This is a genomic window from Blastocatellia bacterium (assembly GCA_035573895.1).
In the GTDB taxonomy this organism is placed as follows: Bacteria; Acidobacteriota; Blastocatellia; order HR10; family HR10; genus DATLZR01.
Genome location: DATLZR010000179.1, coordinates 32,755 through 56,389 on the forward strand (window position 1 = coordinate 32,755; position 23,635 = coordinate 56,389).

Here is a 23,635-nt window from a genome sequence, read left to right on the forward strand (position 1 = left end):
CCTCCGAATTGCTTCGGACACCATCTGTCGGACCGGAGTGTAGGCCCATGACCTGTTCCTGACGGAAGTCGCTCGATACGAAAGAGAAGAATTCACCCAAAAAGTTTTCAGGCCCTCGCCCAGCAACAACCTGGAGACATGGAAGGAAAACCTGCTGCCTCGGTCTCGTTCCGACCGTTCAGTCTTTCACCGCCCTCTCTGCGGACCAGACTGACAACCGTGGCCGCGCCCGTCAGCGTCCTCATCCTCGAAATGGCCATCTTGTGGCTGATTAGCCTCTTTCGATTTCACCGCTACGACGTGCGGTAAGAATCTTTCACCTTCGACGAAACTCCCCCGAACAGAGAAGGCAGCTTCGGAGAATCTCGTCGCTTTCTTTGCCAATCGCCTTGGCCAAGGGCGAACCGAAACCATAAAGCGCGTCCGGGCATGACGGGCTGACGGGTCCTCCGATCATGTGACCCAGAAGACACGGACGTCCCCCCAAGCGGGGAAGCTGAACGGATCGTCCGGCGTGGGTAATCAGTTACACACCAGTGTGTAACCGATTACACACTGAGCCGGGGATGGTCAGATGGCCTTGCTGAAAAATAAGGAGTTGGTCGGAGACTCTCGCTGCCGACGCCTTTGGCACGCCAGTTGCCTACGTTGGTGGAGATTCTATGGAAGCTGTGAGAACGCACGCACGCTCTCGATTCAGCGGCGGGCATGTCCGTTTGGTGGGACAGCTCTGGTTGCTTCTCTCTTGCCTTGGGGTTCTCGTTTGGGGCCAGCAGGCTCGGATTAGCGACGAGCAGCGGCGTTTTCTTGAGGTGCGCCGTCGGCAAATCGAACTTCAGGCTGCCCGCCAGGAGGTGAAACGTCTGGAAGAGTTGTTCGGTCAAGGACTCGTTCCCAAAACCCAGCTCGATCGAGCCCGCACGGAACTGGAGAGAGCACAACTGAGCTATCAGGAAGCCGTGCTGTCGCTTCTGGCTCTGGAGCCGCGCCTGTCGGTTCGTCAGGCGGTGAAGTCCCAAACACCCGATGGGCGGAAGTTCGTTCGACTGACGATCGCTAACCTCACCCCCACGTTCGATGATTCGCAATTCCGGCTGCTTCAGAATTTCGAGGGAGCCGATCCCATCCCCGATGAACTTCGCCGGCGCGATGTGCAGGATATTTTCGTCTCGCTCAAAGACCCTGGCGAGGCGCCGACGGGCTCGCTGACGGGAACCATTGCCGAGCGCAGCGTGCGCGGCACGACCATTTCCCTGCCCTACGAGATTCACATCCCCAAACTCGCCTACGGGGAGGAGAAGACCCTGGAGTTCCAGTTGCTGCGGGATGTGGCCAGCGTCATCGTCTCGACGAGTTACAAGGGCCAGACCCTCGAACAGGTGATTCAGCTACAACAGGCCGAAGGCGAGCGCACCGTCACGGTCAGTTCCACCCAGTTTTCCCAGGAAGCTGATTTAGGCGGCCAGGCGACCTACGACCTGCGACTGGAGCGCTCGACCGTTGACGTGCGCAGTTTTGAACTGAAGGCGGTGAATCTCCCGCGCCAGATCACCTATAGCTTCATTGATCCCAACACGCAAGCGCGGCTGAGCCAGATCAACTTCCCGGCCGGAGTGACCGAGCAACGGCTGGGGTTGCGGCTGTTTTTGCCCGAGCGGGCCGATGAGCAGGTGCGCATTGACGAGCCGCTGGAGTTCTGGGCGCTGGCGATGGACGAGCAGCAGGCGCAACGGTTCCAGCAAGAGCGCATCTATTCACCGGCAGAGATCGAGCAGAGTCGCGCCGGGTGCGTCCGTCTGGTTGTCATCCCTCGTGGCGTTGGTCGCATTGAGGTCTCCGCCGTCAGCCTTTTTTCTGAGATTCATCCCGGCGAGAAGGTCGAGACGACCATTACCATTCGCAACACGGGCACGCGACGGCTGGACAATATCAAGCTCACGACCGAATACCCGCTTAACTGGCGGGTCGAACTCCAGCCCGACATCGTCCCGGCGCTGGAGATCAACCGGGAGACGTCCATCACGCTCACGATCATCCCGCCCCCGGACGTCCCCGTCGGAGATTACGAGGTGCGGCTGAAGACCGAAAGCTATGCCTACGGACGGCGTGTTCCCTCGGAAGACAAAATCTACCGCGTCAGCGTCAAAGCGCAGGCCAATATCTGGGGGACGGCGGGACTGGTGGGCGGGTTGTTGCTTCTGGTCATCGGGATCGTCGTCTTCGGCATCAGGCTCACCCGACGATGAAAACGAAGAGGCGAGACGATCGGCGCGAATCCGCCTTCATCCGCGGTGAATGTCGGAGCAGTGGTTCATGACGCTCAAGCGACGCCCACACACGATGAAAAACCTGAAAGCGCACGCTCTCAGCGGGCCCAAGCGAGCGCGCCGGAGGCGCGCGCTCCCCAGCGATTTCCTCAGGAGGTGACGATGATCGAAGCCATCAATCTGACCAAGCGCTATGAAGACGGAGTACTGGCGCTCGATGCGCTGAACCTCAAGGTCAATCCCGGAGAGATTTACTGCCTGCTGGGCGCCAACGGCGCGGGCAAGACAACCACGATCAATCTCTTTCTCAACTTCATCGAGCCGACCGCCGGGCAGGCCTTCATCAACGGCATTGACGTGACGCGCGATCCCCTGGAGGCGAAAAAGTATGTCGCCTACTTGCCGGAGAACGTCATGCTCTACGGCAACTTCACGGCGCGACAGAATCTGGATTTCTTCGCCAAGCTCGGTGGCAAACGGAATCTGAAGAAGGACGACTACTACCGGGTGATGCGGGAGGTGGGCTTGCCCGAGCGAGCCTTCGAGCAGCGGGTCAAAGAGTTCTCCAAAGGAATGCGGCAGAAGCTCGGCATCGCCATCTGCATGATCAAGGATGCGCCGGCGCTGCTTCTGGATGAGCCGACGGCCGGACTCGATCCGGCTTCGGCAGCCGAATTCCTGGAGACGCTCGTGGAGTTGCGCCGGAGGGGGAAGGCCATCCTCATGTCCACGCACGACATCTTCCGGGCCAAGGAGATCGCCGACCGCGTAGGGATCATGAAAGAAGGCCGCAAGGTCATGGAGCGCACTCGCGAAGAACTCGAATACGAAAACCTCGAACGCCTCTACCTCGATTACATGCGCGGCGGCATCGGACCGAGGGAGGAGCAAGAAAAGCGTTGAGCGTTCCAATGGAAGGTGCGGCGACGCAGAGGCACAAGAGGCGGTCTCGCAAATTCCCTTCTGGAACTTCGCAAGCGCTATGAGGAGACTCAAGGAACACGCTCGTCGTGGCCTCGATGGGGTTGTCCACGCAGAGGCGGAAGGCCAAGCGCCGAGAGGATGTTTCTGTCCAAAGACACTACCGTCATCAGCCTTTTCCGTCGAGTTCCAGGGCGAGTTTGCTGTGGGCCGGTTGGGCTCAGAGGCGGGGAGTATCTCGCCCCTTACCGAGAACCCTCCGAATCCAGGCGGGACCGGCAAGACGCACATCCAGCTCCCTCTGGATGGGCCTGCGTGCGCGGCTCGGGGAGCGCCTCTTGACAGAACTGCCCACCTTTTTTGAGATGGCTTCCAGTCACCGGTTATTGGTCCGTTGCAAGGAACAAATGACCAGGGACTCGCGAGAAATGACTGTAATGGGGAGAGTGACCTATGGCCAGGACCTACGCACCCGCTCGTTCTCAGTTCGGCGCTGCCACTGCGCCCAGCGGTAGGCGCGTCGTGAAGACCATCGCCCTGCGGGAACTGACGGAGCAACTGACGAGCTTGCGGTTTTTGATCATCACGCTGCTCCTGGTCGGACTCACACCACTGGCCGTGTATGTGGGAGCGCGGGACTATACCAACCGGCTTGAGGATTACAACCGACTGGTAGCGGAGCAGCAGGAACTGATAGCAGGACCTGTCGGCAAACAGGTTCGAGGGATTGACGAACTATTTACATCGCAGAATGAACTCGCTGTGTTGCGGACGCTTCGACCGCCTGAGCCGCTGAGCGTGCTGGTTCGAGGCCTTGACGGTGTTCTCCCTGAGTACTGGGACTTCTCCCCCGCGGGGCTCATAGTGGGGCCGCCACCTTCGCGGGCGCACCGGCTGGCTGACCTGCTGGGCCAGCTCGACCTGGAATTTTTGGTCCGTGTCGCGCTGGGTCTGTTAGCCATTTCACTGGCGTTCGACGCGGTAGCCGGGGAGAAAGAGCTGGGCACACTGCGCGTTGCCCTCAGCCAGCCGATCTCACGTTCAGCATTTCTAGCCGGCAAGTTGGCCGGTGGTTCAATCACGCTCCTGGTTCCGCTCATCACTGCGTTCCTGCTGGCGCTGCTCAGCGCCCAGCTTTTTGACCTGAATCTGTTGGCTGCTGACACCCTGAAGAAGGTCGCGCTCATTGCCGCTACATCGAGCACCTATTTGGTTTGCTTCTATGCGCTGGGTCTCGTCGTTTCCTCTCTGGCTACGAGCCAGAAAACATCGCTGGTGGTGCTTCTGGTCATTTGGGTGGTAGCTGTACTGACTGTTCCTCCGCTGTCCACTCTTGTGGCTCAGGCAATCTCGCCAGTACCGCCCGGGCATGCTGTCCAGGCGAAGAAGCGAGCGCTGGATGAAGACATCCGCCGCCAGGCAGAACGGGCCATGGGTGATATTTTCAGAGAGGTGACGGGACAGGACCGTATGGTGGGCACCAGTCTGTATCTGCAACACAAAGAAGCTATTGACCGTCAAATCGCACCGATCGTCACCAACTATGTCAGTAAGCGGCGTCAGCTTCTTGGCGAACTAGAGCGTGATGCCGAGCGGCGAACCACTCAGCAAAATGAAATAGCCCGAGCGATCATGGCGCTCAGTCCGGCGGCGGTGTTTGCGGGCGCCGCAGCAGATCTGGGCGGGACTGGCGATACTTACGCCAAGGCCTGGCTTGAAGCTGTGCGTCAGTACCAGAGCCGATTGAACGCGGCGCTCTTTGATGATCCGCCAGTGGTGCAGATGAGATTGAGGAACATGAGCATGGCGCTCGAACGGCTTCAACCACCGCCGCTGACGCGCCTGCCAGGCTCCGTTTCGCCCCGACGCAACACGACTGCGGCTATCGAGCGGGCGCTCCCGGCGTTGGGCTCGCTGGCACTGTACACTGGCCTTTTTATCGTTGGCGGATTTGTCGCCTTCGCGCGCTACGACGTGAGGTGAGCCGAAACAGAACCTCGTGCCCGGCAGGCATCCCTGCGCTTCAGGATATGTCAGCACTTTTTGATGGCACCAAGTGCATCCATGTTCGTTCGCATTCATCCGTGACCTGACTGTCACCTCAACGATCAGACGTGCCGCTTCTGACGGGGCTCAGGAGCACGGGGAGCGGATGCAGCTCTAACACATGGTCCGGTTGCCGACGGGACCTCGCCCACTTGCAAGGCGAAAACTGATAAGCTATGCTGACGCCCCGTCAGTCTCCAGAGCCTATGAGACGCCAGGTGCTCATCGTCAGCCTTTTGATTGGGGGCGTGGCTGTTTCTGCGAGCGCCCATGACCTATTCCTCAAGTTCAACACATACTTTCTTCCGCCTCAGGCTCGGGTCACCGTGGGCCTTTTGTCGGGCACGTTCCAGACGAGCGAGAACACGATTGATCGCCATCGGATGCAGGATGTCAGCCTCGTCACGCCGACGGGCCGGCTCCATCCGCCCATCTCCGATTGGCGCGACGAGGGCCAAACGACATTTCTCGATTTTGACACCCGTGAGCCGGGAACTTACATAGTGGGAGTCGCCCTCAAACCACGGGAGATCGAACTGAAAGCGGCAGATTTTAACGCCTATCTGGAACATGACGGTATTCCCGACATCCTGGCCGAGCGCCGCAAGAACAATCAACTCCATCAGGACGCGCGCGAGCGATACTCCAAGTACGCGAAAGCCATCTTCCAGGTAGGCGAGCCTCGCACGGGGAATTTCCAGACGCGACTGGGGTATCCGGTGGAGATCATTCCCAGGCAGAACCCTTATGCCTTGACCGTCGGGCAGACCATCGAGTTTCTGTGCCTGAAAGAGGGAAAGCCGATAGCGAATCAATTCGTGATGGCCGGCTGGGAGACCGACGGTCGCCTCTCGCCACCCCTCCACACGCGATCAGATAGTCGAGGGATTGCGCGGGTGACTCTGCAGGCGGCAGGCAAATGGTATGTCAAGTTCATCCACATGACGCCGGTCAAGGATTCGCGGGTGAATTACGAATCCCGGTGGGCGACGCTGACGTTCGAGATTCGCTAAAGCGCCAGAGGGGATTTGAGCAACCCACTCGCCCTATTCATCTCGCTCCCGGACAGGGAGGGTGATCTTTCCCATATTCGATTGACAAGAACAATCCTTTGTTGATTTAATGACAATTCGCTCATCAATATGATTGATCGGGCACATTTTGGCAGATGCTCTCCGATGGTCAAGCATGAAGTCAAATCCCTCAGGGAGTGGCAAGAGGTCCTGTGCCCTGGCGCCGGGGGCCAGAGTCACCGCATGACATGGATCCGGCGAGGGGGTATCGAGTTCTCACCGGGGGTGAAAAGTGGGACCGGGCTACGGGCCGGCACGCCTGTGCTCGGATAAGACAGCAGGAGCGATGGTGATGACCGACTACAAACCCACCAAAGAAGATAAATTCACTTTTGGCTTATGGACGGTTGGCAATCGCGGGCGCGATCCGTTTGGAGATGCCGTGCGTCCGCCTCTGGACCCCATCTACATCGTCAAGCGGTTGAGCGAGTTGGGGGCGTACGGTGTCAACCTCCACGACAACGACCTCGTCCCCATTGATGCCACGGCGGCCGAGAGGGATCGCATCGTTCGAGAGTTCAAAAAGGCCCTCGATGATTATGGCCTCGTGGTGCCGATGGCGACGACGAATCTTTTTTATGATCCCGTCTTTCGTGATGGGGCGTTCACGTCTCATGATGCGCGCGTCCGGGCCTATGCGCTGCAGAAGACGATGCGGGCGATTGATCTGGGCGTGGAGCTGGGCGCGCACATTTATGTCTTCTGGGGTGGACGGGAAGGCGCGGAAGTGGATGCGAGCAAAGATCCCTGCGAGGCCATCAAGCGGTATCGGGAAGCGATCAATTTCCTCTGCGAGTACGTGATTGATAACGGCTATGACCTGAAATTCGCCCTGGAAGCCAAACCGAACGAACCGCGGGGTGACCTCTACTTTCCCACCACCGGTTCGTATCTGGCTTTCATTGAGACGCTCGATCACCCGGAGATGGTGGGGGTCAATCCGGAAGTCGGGCACGAGCAGATGATCGGCCTCAATTTCTACCATGTCGTTGCCCAGGCCATCGAGGCGGGCAAGCTCTTTCATATTGATCTGAACGATCAACGATTCTGTCGCTTCGACCAGGACCTGCGCTTTGGGTCCGAATCGCTCAAGACGCTGTTTTTCCTCGTCAAGTTGCTGGAGGACTCCGGCTATGATGGTCCGCGCCACTTCGATGCTCATGCCTATCGGACCGAGGATGAAGAGGGAGTCTGGGAATTCGCCCGCGGTTGCATGAGGACGTATTTGATTTTCAAAGAAAAGGCTCGTCGCTTTAACGCCGATCCGGAGATTCAGGCGCTTCTGGCCGAGATTCGAGACGCTGATCCAACCTTTGGTGGGCTGATCGGCCCGTACTCGCGGGAGGCGGCGAATCGGCTCAAATCGCTGACCTTTGATCGGCGGGAACTGGCGAAAAAGAAGCTGCCCTACGAACGATTGGATCAACTGACGATTGATCTTCTGCTCGGCGTGCGATAAGCCGAGAGCATCGCCGGGGGTGGTCTCCCTCCGTCTTGCCAGGACCCGGAGACGGCCCGATCAGACACCGAGCGAGACTCACGAGCGAGAAGGAGAAAGCGATGGGACGCTACACGATTGGCATTGACAGCGGCACCCAGAGTACAAAAACGGTGCTCTTTGATGCGACGAGCGGAGAGATCATCGCCAGCCACACGGTCCCTCACCAGATGCTTCCCTCGACCGTCGCCGGATGCAAGGAGCAGGATCCAACCGAATGGATTCGCGCCGCCGAGAGATCCATCGAGCAGGTGATCGCATCGTTGAGCGATCGTCGTCAGGAGATCGTGGCCATTGGCATCTCCGGCCAGCAGCATGGTTTTGTTCCTCTGGACGCTCGAGGATCCGTGATCCGACCGGCCAAACTCTGGTGCGATACAACGACAGCCGATCAATGCCACACGCTCATCGAGCGGCTGGGCGGCGTGGAGCGCACGATTGAGCTTCTCGGCAACAACATTCTCCCCGGATACACGGCGTCCAAAATCCTCTGGCTCAAAGAAAACGAACCGCACAACTACGCTCGACTGGCGACGGTTCTTTTGCCCCACGATTATCTCGTCTATTGGTTGACGGGGCGACAGGTCATGGAATACGGTGATGCCTCGGGGACGGCGCTTCTGGATGTGCGCCATCGCCGGTGGTGCCAGGAGGTCATTGACGCCATTGATCCGTCGTTGATCCACAAACTCCCGCCGCTCATCCCTTCGACCGAACCGGCGGGACGGCTGCGTCCGGAACTGGCGCGGCGATGGGGAGTGAGTGAGGATGTGATCGTCACCGGCAGCGGCGATAACATGATGGCCGCCATCGGCACGGGAAACGTACGACCGGGAATTGTGACAGCGAGTCTGGGAACCTCAGGCACAGTTTACGCTTGCTCGGACAGGCCGATCATTGATCCCAAAGGCGAAGTGGCGGCCTTCTGCGATGCGACAGGACGATGGTTGCCGCTCGTGTGCACGATGAATGTCACGGTGGCAACGGAAATGGTACGGCGGAGATTTCAGCTCGATCACGATCAGTATGCCGAACTGGCGGCATCGGTTCCGCCCGGAGCTGATGGATTAATTCTCGTCCCGTTCTTTGAAGGGGAGCGCACGCCCAATTGTCCCGACGGGACGGGTGTCCTGTTCGGCCTCCGGGAGGCGACGTTTGACCCCGCACATCTGGCGCGGGCGGCTCTGGAAGGCGTCACCCTGGGACTGAACTATGGTGTGCGACGGCTGCGCGAGCTGGGGATCTCGGCCACGGAAATTCGCCTCACCGGCGGAGGAGCGCGAAGCGCCCTGTGGCGACAGATCGTGGCGGATGTTTTCGCCTGTCCCGTCGTCTGCCCGGACAATGAGGAGGGAGCCGCCTACGGCGCCGCCCTTCATGCTCTCTGGGTGTCGGAGCGGGAACGCGGAAGCACGCTCACCATCGAAGAAGTGGCCGAGCGCTACGTCACCCTCAATGAGACAACGCGAGCCTTCCCCCAAGCCGCTGCCGTGCGCATTTACGAACGGCTCCAGCCGATCTTTGAATCCATTGCATTCGATCTGAGATCGGTCTTCGCTCGGCATCGAGCCTTTGTGACGTCTTCCACCGAACGCTCTTGAAGAGAGCGAAGATGGCGTCACTGGAGAGAGGGCTCGCCGGTAATGAGCGCAGCGACCGCCGCGGGACCTGACGTGAGCGAGGGTCAAAGCGAGGACAATTCCGATCGTCCTGTGAGGGAAGACAACCATGACGCGAAGAGCGTGGGGAAAATGTCTCTTGATCCTCTTTTGGATGAGCATGGGCCCAATGGCAGCAGACGCCGCTCAAAAAATCACGCGCCAGCGATTCGGCCGCACGGCTGAGGGCATTCCGGTTGACCTTTTCACCCTCACCAACCGCAACGGCATGGAGGTGAAGATCACCAACTACGGGGGCATTGTCGTCTCGGTCAAAGTCCCGGATCGAAACGGAACACTGGGGGATGTCGTTCTCGGCTACGACACGCTGGAAGGTTACCTCAAAGATAATCGCCCCTACTTCGGCGCGATCATCGGGCGCTATGCCAACCGCATTGCGAAGGGACGATTCACCCTCGACGGTCGAGAATACCGGCTGGCGCAAAATGACGGTGAGAATCACCTTCACGGCGGGATCAAGGGCTTCGACAAGGTCGTGTGGAAGGCCTCACCCGTGAGGACCCGGCAAGGAGTGGGCGTCCGTCTCACCTATCGCAGCCGGGACGGTGAAGAGGGCTATCCGGGAACCGTACTGGTGACGGTCACCTACACGCTCACCGATGCCAACGAGTTGAGAATTGATTACCTTGCCAGGACGACCAAAAAGACGATCCTCAACCTCACCCACCACTCCTACTTCAATCTCGCCGGAACGGGAGATATTCTCGAGCATCGTCTGCGGATCAACGCCGATCTCTTCACTCCGGTTGATCGTACACTCATCCCCACAGGGGAAATCCGGAGCGTCAAAGGCACGCCCCTGGATTTCACGCGGCCCACACCGATTGGTGCTCGCATCGAGCAAAAGGATGAACAACTGCTGTTCGGTCACGGCTACGATCATAACTGGGTTCTGAACAAAAGCGATGCTCCGTTGACGCTGGCGGCCCGCGTCGAAGAACCGCGCACGGGGCGTGTCCTGGAGGTCTACACGACCGAACCCGGACTTCAGTTTTATTCCGGTAATTTCCTCGATGGCTCCATCACCGGCAAGGCCAACAGGGTGTATGGACGGCGGGCGGGCTTTTGCCTCGAAGCTCAGCACTTCCCCGATTCACCGAATAAGCCCCATTTCCCTTCGGTGGTTCTTTCTCCGGGCCAGCAGTACCGACAGACGACCGTCTACAAGTTCTCCGTCAGCCCATCGCCGGGGCAGTAACTTCCGGGGGGACCGGGCGGATAGAGGTCAAGATCACCTCCCGCTGCTGACTTCATTATAAAAAGCGCAAGCTGGAAAGCCTGCGCTACAGGTAGCGCAGACTTTCCAGTCTGCGGAAAGCCGGCTGGGAAGCCTGTGCCACACCTCGCGGGGAGCCATCCGGGTACCCGACCTACAAGGCAGCACCCCGGGAATCACGATTTTGTCACTTTTTAAGCAAAAAGATTTTTGTTTTTGGAAATTTCAATCAAAAAAATTCTTGACAAGTGGTCATTTCGAGTCGTAAAATGCAGGTGACACCGGTTGTACGTGGTGCAGAAATGGTGCAAATCAAGCAGTTTCAAACAGGTCATCTGGTAAGTCCTGGCAACCGGGAGTCAGCTTCGGCCACTCGTGGAGATGATGGACGGCTCGGATAGCCTGCCACCATCTCTATTGCAAAGGGAATTCCAGCCAGAGCCAACAGCAATCTGGCGTGGAGGGAGCGAGCTATCGAGGGGGAGATCATGAGGTTTTGCCTGCCAGAGAAAGATCCAGCAATCCATCACTGCTACTTCCTCAGTGTGTTCGCACCCGCCACGAAAGAGTAAAAATCACAGGAGGCGAACCTATGAGGGGAGAGAAATCGAAGGCCCTTTTTCTTTGCTCGCTGCTGCTTTTTGCTGCCTGGGGATCGGCGGCTGTGGCACAGCAGCAGCTTGGAACCATTCAGGGAACCGTAGTGGATCAGACCGAGGCGGTCGTCCCCGGGGCAACGGTCCGTGTGACGAACAAAGAGACCGGGGAGGTGCGCACGGCCCTGACCAACGAAAGTGGTGTTTACCGGATCGTGAATCTTCCGCCAGGCCGCTACGATGTGACGGTTGAAGCGCAAGGGTTCCGGAAGATCGTGCGAACGGATGTCGTTTTGTTCGTCGGTGCGACGCTGGGGATGAACTTCGTCCTCGAACCGGGAGCGGTGGAGGAAACGATCGAGGTCACGGCGGGTGTGGCCCAGCTTCAAACGGAGAAAGGCGACATCTCGGCGGTTGTCGAGCGGAAGAAGATCGTGGATTTACCTCTTCAATTGCGGAACATCTTTCAACTGGCGGCCTTGCAGCCGGGCATCACCGGACTGGGGACGGGCAACGATTTCGTCACGCCCGAGAGCGGCATTGGGCTCAATGCCAGCGGCTTGCGCGCGGGCACAACCAGCGCCACCGTTGATGGAGCCAGCATCAACGGCAATCCCTGGGCGGGAACGGTGCTCATCACGCCCAACGTTGACTCGGTTCAGGAGTTTCAGGTGATCACCAACAATCAGTCGGCGGAATACGGCCGCAATGCCGGCGCGATGATCAGCGTGGTGACGAAATCGGGCACCAACGAATTTCATGGATCTCTCTATGTTTTTCATCGCAACGACAATCTTCAGGCGCTGAATATCTTTGCCCGAGGAGCCCTCCGGCGCGACGCCCCCAAGGAGGAAAAACAGCGCATTGTGCCCGAGACGCGCCGCAACGATTTCGGTTTCAGTCTTGGTGGTCCGATTCGCAAGGAGAAGATGTTCTTCTTCACCTCTTATGAGGGGTTGCGTCAGGCAACGGGTCAAGCTTTCGTCACGACTGTTGAGACGCGGGAGTTCGTTGATCTGGTGCAGCGGACGCGCCCGAATTCGATTGCCGCGCAACTGTTGAAGAACTATCCGCCGCTGGCCTATCCGACGACGGGCTTACGTGATTTGGGGAGCCCGGTGCCGGGTGCGACCAACATTGGTCCGCCCGATGGAATTCCCGACGTAGGCACCATCACGGTGGCTCCGGCGGGCACCCGCATGGGTGATCAATTCAACGGTCGTGTGGACCGACTTCTCTTTGATGGGAAGGGACGGTTCCGCGGCACCTACTACATCACCCGCTTCAACTCCCGCGATGCTGCCGTGCGTCCGAAGTTCGCTCAGCAGTATCCCCACCGGAATCAGTTTCTGAACCTCGCTTACACGCACATTGTATCTCCTCGGACGGTCAATGAGTGGAGCTTCGGGTACCTGCGCATGCGCGGCAATTTCCCCGATGAAAATCCCGAATCCCCGACCATCGGGATCACCGGACTGGGAGCGGGATTCGGCACTCTCTTCTGGATTCCCATCCGGTTTGCCCAGAATGTGTTTGAGTTCAAGGACACGCTGATGCTCACGCGGGGCAATCACGGGGTGAAGATCGGGGCCGAGGTTCGCCGCATTCAGGATAATCACGATTTCCATCACTGGCAGCGTCCCAGTTACACCTTCAACAGCATCCTCAACTTCGCCATGGATGAGCCGTTGACGGAGACGCGAGCCGTCAATCCGGCCACCGGGTTAGCGACGGGCATTGACGGGTACTATCGCAATTTCGAGTACGGGCTATTCATTCAAGACGACTGGAAGGTGCGCCGAAATCTGACGCTGAATATCGGTTTGCGATACGAGAACTTCGGCACGCCCAGTGAACGCTACGACCGATTGCAAAACATCATTTACGGGCCGGGAACCAACGTCTTCGAGCGGATCGCAACGGCGCGAGTCGGTCCGGTGAAGAAGCTCTTCGAGTCCGACAACAATAACTTCGCGCCTCGGTTCGGGTTCGCCTGGGATCCGTTTGGACGGGGTCGGTTCGTCATTCGCGGTGGAACGGGGATTGCGTACAATCGGCTGAACAACACCGTCTACACCGACGAGAAATTCAATCCGCCGCGATTCGCTCAGGCCTCGACTGATGTGCGCACGCCGGGAGCGCCACCGATTGTCTACACGTTGGGCCCGAATTATCCGCCCAATCCGGGCCTGGGGCGAGGCCTCGATGAACGTGGAGGAATTCGCGGCGCGCGCGTCGCGTTGCGCGTCGTTGATCCCAACGTGACGACGCCATATGCCCAGAACTGGTTCCTCGGATTCCAGCAGGAACTTCCCGGAGGATTCGTCGTCGAGGTCAACTACATCGGCTCGGTTGGTCGCCATCTGCACACCGGCGATGGGCCGGGAGGAGAGGATTACAACCGGTTTGCTGGTGATTTGCTCGATGGGCGACTTGACCGGCTCAACCCGAGTTTCGCCTCGGTGGGGCTTGGCGAGACCGGAGCGAGTTCCAGCTTCCATGGCGGAACGATTCAGGTCAATCGGCGTTACAGTGGCGGATTTGCTCTGCAAGCGGCATTCACCTTCGGCAAGGCGCTGGAGACGCCCGGTGCTGCCGTTGAAGTCACCCGACGCGATCTCGACCGCTCTGTCACCGGCTTCCATCGCGGGCGCAAGCTGGCCATCAACGCCATCTGGGAGATCCCCTTCTGGAAGGAGCGGCCCGTCATCAAGCATATCCTGGGCGGCTGGCAGCTCAATGCCATTGTGCAACTTCAGTCGGGAGCCCCCTTCACCGTCTTCACCTCGGCGGCCTATCCACGTGGAGATTTCAATGCCGACGGAACGAACAACGATCGGCCCAACACCCCGAGCTTCGGCAATACCAAGCGCGATCTCAGCCGCAGCGACTACTTGCGGGGAATCTTCAGCGTGAGCGATTTCCCGCTGCCGCCCAGCGGCTCGCTCGGCAACCTGGGCCGCAACACGTTCCGGGGTCCGGGCTACGCCAGCACCGATCTCTCGCTGTTCAAAAACATCCGAATGCCCTGGGTCACGGGCGAAGGCGCCACGCTTCAGGTGCGGGCGGAATTCTTCAACGCCTTCAATCGGGTCAATCTGGGAACGCCAGCGTCCAATCTCGTGAGCACCGTCTTCGGTCGTTCGACGTCTGCCTCACCGGGTCGTGATGTACAGCTCGCGTTGAAGTTCATCTTCTAAACGGGCGCATCAGAACCCCGCGAGCAGGTCTCTGGCTCAGGCGCGGGGGGAAGCCTTTTTGGATCCCCAGGAGGCTTCTCCCCCCCCGCCGCTCGTGAAGAGGTCGGAAGTCAAGGTATTCGTACAACCGACGGGGAGGGCTCTTTCCAATGCGAAGGAGAAAGTACAAGATTCTTGATGAGCGGTTTCTGTTCCCTCCTCGATGCCTGTGTCGCCTGGTGTGCGCACTCATGGTGATCCCGGTACACGCTCAATTCAGGACCGACGCGGGAGGCCGGGAGTTCGAAGGCCAATTATGTGCTCGGAGACTGGGGCTCCGGAGGAAGCGAGATAAATACCTCCTCCAACACCGATGCACCAGGATGCCGAGGAGAGGATGTTTTTCCTCGGGCACATCTCTGCCTACGGAATTTCCCCGCACGGACTGAGAAGGGGAAAAGGATCGGGCATCATAAATAAAAAATCTGGAAGGGAGGATGTGCCATGAGGCTGAAACACTTTCTGCGGCATTTCGCTTTGGCGGGCGTAGTGGCCGGGTATGTTCTCAGCCCGTTTCCAGCGCTGGCACAATTGCGAATTGTCGGGGCGATCTCCGGGACGGTTGAGGATCCCACCGGCGCTGTTGTCGCCAACGCCAAGGTCATCTTGAAGGATGTAAAAACCGGTATCACAAAGGAGACGACATCAAGCGATCGAGGAACATTCCTGTTCCCCGATTTGGCCAGTGGCAGCTACGAGATCACGGTAACCGCACCGGGATTTCAAACCGCCGTTCTTTCCCAGATCACGGTCTTGACCAGCCAGACGACGGATGTGCGCGTCCGGCTCGAAGTCGGGCAACCGACCGAGACGATTGAAGTCGTAGCGGGCACAACCGAGGGTTTGGAGACATCGTCCCAACTGGTTGCCACGACGCTCCGGACCGACACGATCTCCAAGCTCCCGGTCATTAACCGGAGCAACGTCCTGGCTCTGGCGCGGCTGGCTCCCGGGGCAGCACCGGCGACCGGCGGAAGCACACGGTACAACAATCTCGCGGGAGGAGCCCTCAATGTCACCGTAGATGGGATCAACAACGCCTCCAACGGGTTCAAAAGCGGTGGAACGGTCTTCTTCATGACGGTGCCCGTGCGCTTGGGAGCCGTTGAAGAAGTTTCCATCGAAACGGGCGGTCTTGGAGCCGATTCGGGGGCGCAAAGCGGCTCCAACATCAAATTCACCACGCGCCGGGGCGGCAAGGAGTATCACGGAAGCCTCTTCTATGAGCCGCGCAGTGAGAAGTTTAATGCCAACACATGGGCGAGGAATGCCCAGGGGTTGCCTCGAGTTCGCAATCGCATTCACGACTATGGCGGCAATTTCGGCGGTCCGCTGCTCCCCTTCGGCCCGTTCAAAGACAAGATGTTCGTCTTCGTCAACTTCGAGCGACGTCTTCAACCCCTGCGAGAAGTGCGCACCGTCTCCGTCCCCACACCGGAGGCTCAGCGCGGTATCTACACTTACATCGTCAGCGGTACGACAGATCAGGTGAGAACGGTTAACGTTCTCGAGTTAGCCGCTCGACGGGGGTTACCGACCAGGCTCGACCGGGTGACGCAAACGATCCTGGCGCTGCACAATCAAGTCCCACAGTTTGCGACGCGGGTTCCCGATACCGATCTCAATGCCGACGTTTATAGCTGGGATGAGGAGAACAATCTCTATCAATACTTCCCCACCGTGCGCTATGACTATCACATCACGCCCCAGCAGCAATTCACCTTCACCTGGAACTACTATCACAGTTGGCAGCCGGGAGGACGACGCCTGCCGGTGCCGGGAGTGAATCGGACCAATCCCTTCCGTCTGGGCTATTTCATCTGGTCGGTGGGTCTGCAATCAACATTCTCCACTCGAACTTTCAACGAGTTGCGCTATGGAGTGCAACACAGTGGGGACACCAATACCCGCGCCGAGTATGGTCTCTACTACCAGTTTGATGGCACGCCGCTTCGGATTGGAGCGACGCTTCCTTTCGGAGTGACCGTGCCCTTCATTGATCAGCAAAACGTCACGGGCCGGCATTACATCACCACGATCTACGACACGCTGACGCTCACTCGGGGCGAACACACCATTACGCTCGGCGGCAGCCTCCGCAAGACGGTGTGGAACGACTCGGCGGAAGTCTTTCAGCTTCCCACTTATGGACTGGGCACGCCCTCGGGTGACCCGTTGCAGGCGGCAACGGCCTTCACCACCACGACAATTCCGGGGATCAACAACACCGAACTGGGGAATCCGCTGGCGCTGTACAATCTGCTGACGGGTCGCGTATCCGTCGCCAACTTCGTCCGGGTAGTCAATCCCGACACGTTCAAATACGATGGCTTCATCAACTTCACCTGGACCAATTCTCTCATGGGAGGCGTCTATGTGCAGGATCGGTGGCGAATCACGAGGAGCCTGACCGCCAACTACGGACTGCGGTGGGAGATTCAGGGACCGATGAAAGATGGAAAAGGATTGGCTGCCGTGCCCGATCTCGCCGCCATCTTTGGCCCCTCGCGGCGGCTGTTCGCCCCCGGCGAACTGAGCGGAAATACCAATCCCACGCTCGAGGCGGGACGCGTTCCCTATCGTACTGACTGGCGCAATCTGGCGCCCAATCTCGGTCTGGCGTGGAATCCCTCGCGACTCTCCGGCTGGTTGGGCAAACTCCTGGGCGATGGGAAAACCGTCTTTCGCGCTTCCTATGGGATCATCTACTACGACGAAGGGACCCAGTTTTTCGCAGCCAACCTGGGGCCCAACGTCGGAAAGCTCATCAGTGCGATCCCTCTCATTCCGGGACAGCCGGGACAAACCAATCTGCCGGCGTTCTACACGCTGTCGGACATTGTCGCCAATCCGCTCACCGCTTCATCGTTTGCTTTCACCACCAGCGAGTATAAGAAGATCGTCAATCAAGCCGACCAGACCTTCGCTCGCACCATTAGCGGATTTGATCCGACGCTCCGCGCCCCCTACACCATTAACTGGAACGTGGGAATTCAGCGCGAACTGGGCAAGGGGACGGTGCTGGAGATCCGCTACGTGGGGAATCAATCGAAGCTCTCCTGGCGCACGAGCAATCTCAACGAGGTGAACATCTTCGAGAACGGGTTCCTGGAGGAGTTCAAGAACGCTCAACGAAACCTGGCGATTAACCAGGCGGCGGGCGTCAATAGTTTCCAGTATCGAGGACTGCCCGGTCAGGTGCCGCTGCCGATCTTTGATGCGGCCTTTGGACCTCGCGGCGGCGTGCCGGCGATTGCGCCCGGCTCCGGCTACCAGTCACCCACTTTCATCACCCAATTGCAAACGGGAGCGGCCGGAGCGCTGGCAGCGACCCTGGCCACCAACCCCAACTACGTCTGTCGGATGTTCGGCAGCGCCTTCAGTCCCTGCCTGCGCATTGATCCACGGTACAACGCGCCCGGCCCCTATCCCATCAACTTCTTTTTGCTCAATCCCTATGTGGCCGGTCGCCTCAATTATGTAGACGACACCGGCTGGCACAGCTACAACGGGTTGCAGGTTCAACTCCGACAACGCCTGTCGCACGGCTTAACCTGGACGACGAACTACACCTGGAGTAAGAGCCTGACCAATCTCGCCGTAGATAATCAAAATCAGAGCCGTGACTTCACCACCCTGCGCAACATCAAGCTCGATCGTCAAGTCTCGCCTTTTGACATTCGGCACGTGATTCAAACCTTCGGAACGTATGACCTGCCCTTCGGGCGAGGGCGGTGGCTTTCGGTCAACAACCGCTTCCTCGATGCAGTGATCGGAGGGTGGACCTTGGGTTCGATCTTCGTCTTCCAGACGGGAGCGCCGATCCAACTGACGGGCGGCTTCGAGACAGTCAATGCCTTGAACAATAATCCCTACCGCAACGGCGTCCGACTCGCTCCCGGCGTCACCCTTGAAGACATTCAGCGGATGTTCAACGCCCCGTTGCGTCGTTTGACCGGCCGGGCGGGAGCAACTGATCTGCAGCGGCTCGCCGTTGACCCGCGACTGATCGGTCCCGATGGCCGGGCCAATCCTCAGTTCCTGGCTCCCAACACCACACCGGGCGAGTTCGGGCAAGTGCTCTTTCTCCGGGATCGCAATACCTTCCAGTGGGATGTCTCCATCGCCAAGAATTTCTCCCTGTCCGAGAGGACTCGCCTGGAGATCTTTGCTGGTTTCAACAACGTTCTGAATCACCCACGATGGGGCTTCCCCAATACGAACGTCTTCAGTACATCCTTCGGCGTGGTGGGTGCACCAACGGGAAATCGCACGGTGAATCTGCGGGCCACGCTCAGTTTCTAGGAGGGCTCACAAGCGCGCATAAAAGGGGGTGATTCATGGATCGTCGCTCACGTGACTCATGAAAAGGAGTTCCACCCACGGGCGCTCCTCTACGGGGGGCCTTTCATTCGTGACACGAACAACGGGCCGGCCGGGGAGAGGGTGATTCGCCGGTCGGCTCATCTCTTTGTTCGCTGGGGCTGCATATTGCAGGGCGTGAATAACACGCTGAATGGAAAAGTACGATGGTGTAACGAGAATGCTCTCCGGCACGTAGTTGATCGGTGTGAAAACAAGGGTGTACATTGAGGCACACGTGGCGCCGGCTTTCCCGTCGGCGATGGCTGCGTAAGCCGCAAAGCCTGCGCCACTTTTCGCCACTCCGTCAGAGGAAGACCATGATGAGGAAACACCGGCGGCGTGAGTTCTTGACGACGACATTGGGCGCGACGGCAGCGTTGCTCGGGCGACCGACCCGATGGTCGCTCGGCTCCATCGCAGCTCGGGCTTTTGTCGCTCCAGCGGCGGACTCACGGATTGAGGTCCTGCTCGGCGAACCGACGGCGACAATTGCCCCGGAAATCTACGGTCACTTCATCGAGCATCTCGGCGGTGTCATCTACGATGGCGTGTGGGTGGGCGAGAACTCGCCGATTCCCAACATCGGGGGGATTCGTCGGGCGCTGGTGGAAGCGCTCCAGCGGATTCGGCCGGCTGTCATTCGCTGGCCCGGAGGATGTTTCGCCGACGCCTACGACTGGCGCGATGGGATCGGTCCGCGCCAGCGACGGCCCCGTCGCACCAACTTCTGGATAGATCAACGCGAATGGGCCTCGGTCGGGATCGTGCCGCAGAAGTACGAGCCCAATGACTTCGGCACGCACGAGTTCCTGCGATTCTGTCGCCTGGTGGGAGCAGCTCCCTATCTGGCCGTGAATCTTCGGACCTTACCTGCCGACGTTTTTCATCGGTGGGTTGAATACTGCAACTCTCCCCGCGGCAGCACGACGCTGGCCCAGGAACGGGAGGCCAACGGTGATCCCGAACCCTTCGGCGTGCGGTACTGGGGCATCGGCAATGAATCCTGGGGCTGCGGGGGAAATTTCACGCCGGAAGAGTACGCCGCCGAGTTCCGCCGCTTCACCACCTGGGCCGTGCCCGACTATGGTGTCGGCTTGCGTTTCATCGCCGCGGGTCCGAGCGGCCGCGATCTGGAGTGGACGCGCCGGTTTTTCGCCAAGATGGCTGAACGGCGCGCCTTCAATCGCTTGTGGGGCTGGGCGCTCCATCACTATTCGAGCTACTCCGGTGGCGACGCGCTCAAGTTCGACACCTCCGGATGGTACGAATTGCTGGAGAGCGCCGACCGCATGGAATCGCTCATCACGGCGCACTGGCAGGTCATGGGCGAGACCGATCGGGAGCACCGCGTCAAGCTCGTCGTTGACGAATGGGGCGCATGGTATCGGATGACCACCAATGTTGCTCCCACGCATCTCTTCGGCCAGCAATCTACGATTCGAGATGCGCTGGTCGCCGGTCTCACCCTGGATACCTTCAACCGCCACGCCGATAAAGTCGCTATGGCTAACATCGCTCAACTCATCAACTGCATCCACTCGCTCTTTCTCGCCGATGGGGAGAAGTTCGTGGCCACGCCGACCTATTACGTCTTCGCCATGTATGCGCCTCATCAGGGAGGACAGGCGGTGAGGACGATCTTCTCCGCCCCGCGCGTGGAATGGACCGATCGGGAGAACCGGCGGCACAGCTTCTGGGGGCTCAACGGGTCGGCCTCGGTCAAAGGAAAGACCGTGACGCTGACCGTGACCAATCCTCACATCGCTGACGGCCGGGAAACGGAGATCGTCGTACGTGGAGCAACGGTGACTTCTGTGACCGCGACCACGCTGACGGCCCGCGATGTCCACGACTGTAATACGTTCGATGCCCCTCGCCGGGTCGTACCGACGGAGGAGTCCATCCCGGTGCGCGGTCCGGTGATCGTCCATCGCTTTGCTCCGGCCTCGGTGACGAAACTGGAGATCGCCCTGAGCTGAAGCGATGACCTGATAATCGCCTATGAGCGGGGATCGGCCACGAGCCAAAACAACGGCGCTCTTTCACAGTCCATCGCGGGCTCTTTTCGCAGGGATCACTCATGTGCTCATGCCTGCCACGAAGAAAAGCATCCACGAATTCACTGATGAACCGATCAAATCAGTAATCCGGGGAATCAGTGCTTATCTTCCAGGGAGGAGAAGATGAAGAAAAGACTGTCTCTCGTTGCGATGATTTGCACATTCCTGGCGTCCTGGGGGAGCGCGGTGGCATCGCGCGCAGTCGAAAGCCAGAAGATCAAGGTCCCCAACAAGGTTCCTCTTCAAGCGGTCCCGTTCGATCTCACCGATGTGCGACTGCTGGAGGGGCCGTTCCGTCAAGCCATGCTGCGAGATCAAAACTTCCTGCTCAGCATTGATACGGACCGCTTGCTTCACAACTTCCGGGTGAATGCCGGGCTGCCTTCGTCGGCCAAACCCTACGGGGGCTGGGAAGCGCCGGACGTGGAACTGCGCGGCCACAGCCTGGGGCATTTCCTCACGGCGTGTGCGCTGATGTATGCCAGCACCGGCGATGCGCGATTCAAGACGAAAGCCGATGCCGTCGTCGCCGAACTGGCCAAGATTCAGGAAGCGATGCCCCAACGAGGATTCCACCCCGGTTACCTCTCGGCTTTTCCCGAGGAGTTCATTGATCGCGTGGAGAAGCGCGTCCGGGTGTGGGCTCCTTACTACACGCTGCATAAGATCATGGCGGGACTGCTGGACATGTACCTGTATTGTGACAACCGGCAGGCTCTGGACATCCTGATCAAGATGGCCGATTGGGTCAAGTTCCGCATGGATCGGTTGAGTGAAGACCAGCAGCAACGAATGCTCGAAACCGAATATGGTGGCATGAACGATGTGCTGGCGAATCTCTACGCCGTAACGGGCAACCCGGAACATCTGCGACTGGCCCGGCTGTTCGATCACAAGGCCCTGTTTGATCCGCTGGCGCGAGGGGAGGATCCGCTCAATGGCCTGCACGGAAACACTCAGATCCCGAAAATGATCGGAGCGGCCCGAGAATACGAGCTGACGGGTGAACGCCGCTACGCCGACATTGCGACGTTCTTCTGGCGACGGGTGGCGCTCTTTCGGTCCTACGTCATCGGCGGCAACACCGATGGCGAACGCTTCTTCCCCATCGAGCAGTTCTCCCGGCGGCTGGGACCGGCAACGACCGAGACCTGCAACACCTACAATATGCTCAAGCTCACGCGCCACCTCTTCTCCTGGAATCCGTCTGCCGAATACATGGACTTTTACGAACGAGCGCTCTTCAATCACATTCTCGCCTCGCAGGACCCGGCCACCGGCATGATGTGTTACTACGTGCCGCTTCGTCCCGGTGCGTTTCGCACGTACTCCCGGCCCGAGGACTCCTTCTGGTGCTGCGTGGGAACGGGAATGGAGAACCACGCCAAGTACGGTGACACGATTTACTTTCACGATGACCGATCCATTTACGTCAATCTGTTCATCGCCTCGGAGGTCACCTGGCGGGAGAAAGGCATCACCGTGCGCCAGGAGACGCGCTTCCCCGAAGAGGACGCGACCCGATTGATCATCAAGGCGGCGCGTCCCGTGCGCCTGGCGGTGAAAATTCGCTATCCCTCATGGGCGGTATCGGGGATGACCTTGACCGTCAATGGGCGACGGGAAACCGTCGCGGAGAAGCCAGGCTCTTACGTCACGCTCGATCGGGAATGGAAGGATGGAGATCGCATTGATGTGCGCCTGCCGATGAGCCTGCGCCTGGAAGCGATGCCCGATGATCCGAAGATGATCGCCGTGCTCTATGGTCCCATCGTCCTCGGTGGTGATCTGGGCACAACGGGGTTGACCGAAGCCGAACGCTACGGACCGAGCGCCCCGCGTATTGGTCGGGTGCCCCCGGTCGAGGTCCCCGCTTTCGTCGCCGCGGAAGTGAAGGATGTCCTGACCAAAATCAAGCCGGTGGCCGAGGGCCCGCTCACGTTCCGCACGGAAGGATTGGCTCAGCCCCGCGAGGTGACGTTGCTACCGTTCTACAAACTCCATGACCGCCGGTATACCGTCTACTGGAAGGTGTACACGCCGGCGGAATGGGAGAAGCGCAAGGCCGAGATTGCCGCCCGCGAAGCCCGTCGTCGGGAGATCGAACGGCTCACTCTCGACGCCGTGAACATCAACGATCCGGCGAGCGAGCGCGAACATGGCTTTCAGGGTGAAAACAGCAACGAGGGCTTCTTCGAGGGCCGACGCTGGCGGGCGGCCCGCAACGGGTGGTTCAGCTATCAGCTCAAGGGTGATCCCACCCGACCGCTCACTCTCGTCTGCACCTATCGCGGCAGCGAGGGACCCAATCGCGTCTTCGATATTCTCGTCGAAGGCGAGAAAATCGCCACCGAACGACTGGAAATGCATCCCACCGAGCTATTCGATGTCGAGTATCCGCTGCCCGAAGCCCTCACGCGTGGCAAAGAACGCATTACGGTCAAGTTCCAGGCCCATCCGAATGCGCTGACCGGCGCGGTCTTCGATGTGCGTCTCATTCCGCGAGAGCAAAAATAATCACGGGACAGATGCACGGAGGGTGGAGCGGCGATCCCCCGCTCCACCCGGGGATCGCCTGTTGATCATCGCTCGAGGGGATTCCTCATCACCAACGAAGCGGATGGAATCGCCAGCAAACATAACCGGACACGAACGACACAACTCCGATGGGTCTT

11 protein-coding genes are annotated in these 23,635 nt (G+C 59.2%); all 11 read left to right on the forward strand.

Features of this window, described 5'->3' with window-relative positions; translation table 11 throughout:
• Window positions 1–662: 662 nt before the first annotated feature.
• The 11 genes from VNM72_15730 to VNM72_15780 all read left to right on the forward strand — a co-directional run bounded on the left by VNM72_15730 (window position 663) and on the right by VNM72_15780 (window position 23,477).
• Entirely contained in the window at window positions 663–2,246 is a 1,584-nt protein-coding gene (locus VNM72_15730; protein HXF06843.1) for an NEW3 domain-containing protein, read from the forward strand.
• A gap of 183 nt (window positions 2,247–2,429) precedes the next feature.
• Window positions 2,430–3,170, forward strand: coding sequence for an ABC transporter ATP-binding protein (locus VNM72_15735; GenBank protein HXF06844.1), 741 nt, complete (start codon window positions 2,430–2,432; stop codon window positions 3,168–3,170).
• Between the two features lie 471 nt (window positions 3,171–3,641).
• Window positions 3,642–5,171: an ABC transporter permease subunit gene (locus tag VNM72_15740; GenBank protein HXF06845.1), complete on the forward strand. Its 1,530-nt coding sequence runs from the start codon at window positions 3,642–3,644 to the stop codon at window positions 5,169–5,171.
• A gap of 269 nt (window positions 5,172–5,440) precedes the next feature.
• Window positions 5,441–6,247 carry a DUF4198 domain-containing protein gene (locus tag VNM72_15745; GenBank protein ID HXF06846.1) on the forward strand — a complete coding sequence of 269 codons (807 nt, stop codon included), beginning with the start codon at window positions 5,441–5,443 and terminating at the stop codon, window positions 6,245–6,247.
• A 352-nt stretch (window positions 6,248–6,599) separates the two neighbouring features.
• Window positions 6,600–7,766, forward strand: coding sequence for a xylose isomerase (gene xylA / locus VNM72_15750; protein ID HXF06847.1), 1,167 nt, complete (start codon window positions 6,600–6,602; stop codon window positions 7,764–7,766).
• Window positions 7,767–7,867: 101 nt separating this feature from the next.
• Complete coding sequence (gene xylB, locus VNM72_15755) at window positions 7,868–9,406, forward strand: xylulokinase (protein HXF06848.1); 1,539 nt, start codon at window positions 7,868–7,870, stop codon at window positions 9,404–9,406.
• A 172-nt stretch (window positions 9,407–9,578) separates the two neighbouring features.
• Window positions 9,579–10,682: an aldose epimerase family protein gene (locus VNM72_15760; protein HXF06849.1), complete on the forward strand. Its 1,104-nt coding sequence runs from the start codon at window positions 9,579–9,581 to the stop codon at window positions 10,680–10,682.
• A gap of 610 nt (window positions 10,683–11,292) precedes the next feature.
• On the forward strand, window positions 11,293–14,496 hold the full coding sequence (locus VNM72_15765) for a TonB-dependent receptor (protein ID HXF06850.1): 3,204 nt from the start codon (window positions 11,293–11,295) through the stop codon (window positions 14,494–14,496).
• Window positions 14,497–14,979: 483 nt separating this feature from the next.
• A complete protein-coding gene (locus tag VNM72_15770; protein ID HXF06851.1) occupies window positions 14,980–18,840 on the forward strand; it encodes a carboxypeptidase-like regulatory domain-containing protein in 3,861 nt (1,286 codons plus the stop codon).
• A gap of 377 nt (window positions 18,841–19,217) precedes the next feature.
• A complete protein-coding gene (locus tag VNM72_15775; protein ID HXF06852.1) occupies window positions 19,218–20,879 on the forward strand; it encodes an alpha-L-arabinofuranosidase C-terminal domain-containing protein in 1,662 nt (553 codons plus the stop codon).
• 204 nt (window positions 20,880–21,083) lie between these two features.
• Complete coding sequence (locus tag VNM72_15780; GenBank protein HXF06853.1) at window positions 21,084–23,477, forward strand: beta-L-arabinofuranosidase domain-containing protein; 2,394 nt, start codon at window positions 21,084–21,086, stop codon at window positions 23,475–23,477.
• Window positions 23,478–23,635: the final 158 nt, after the last annotated feature.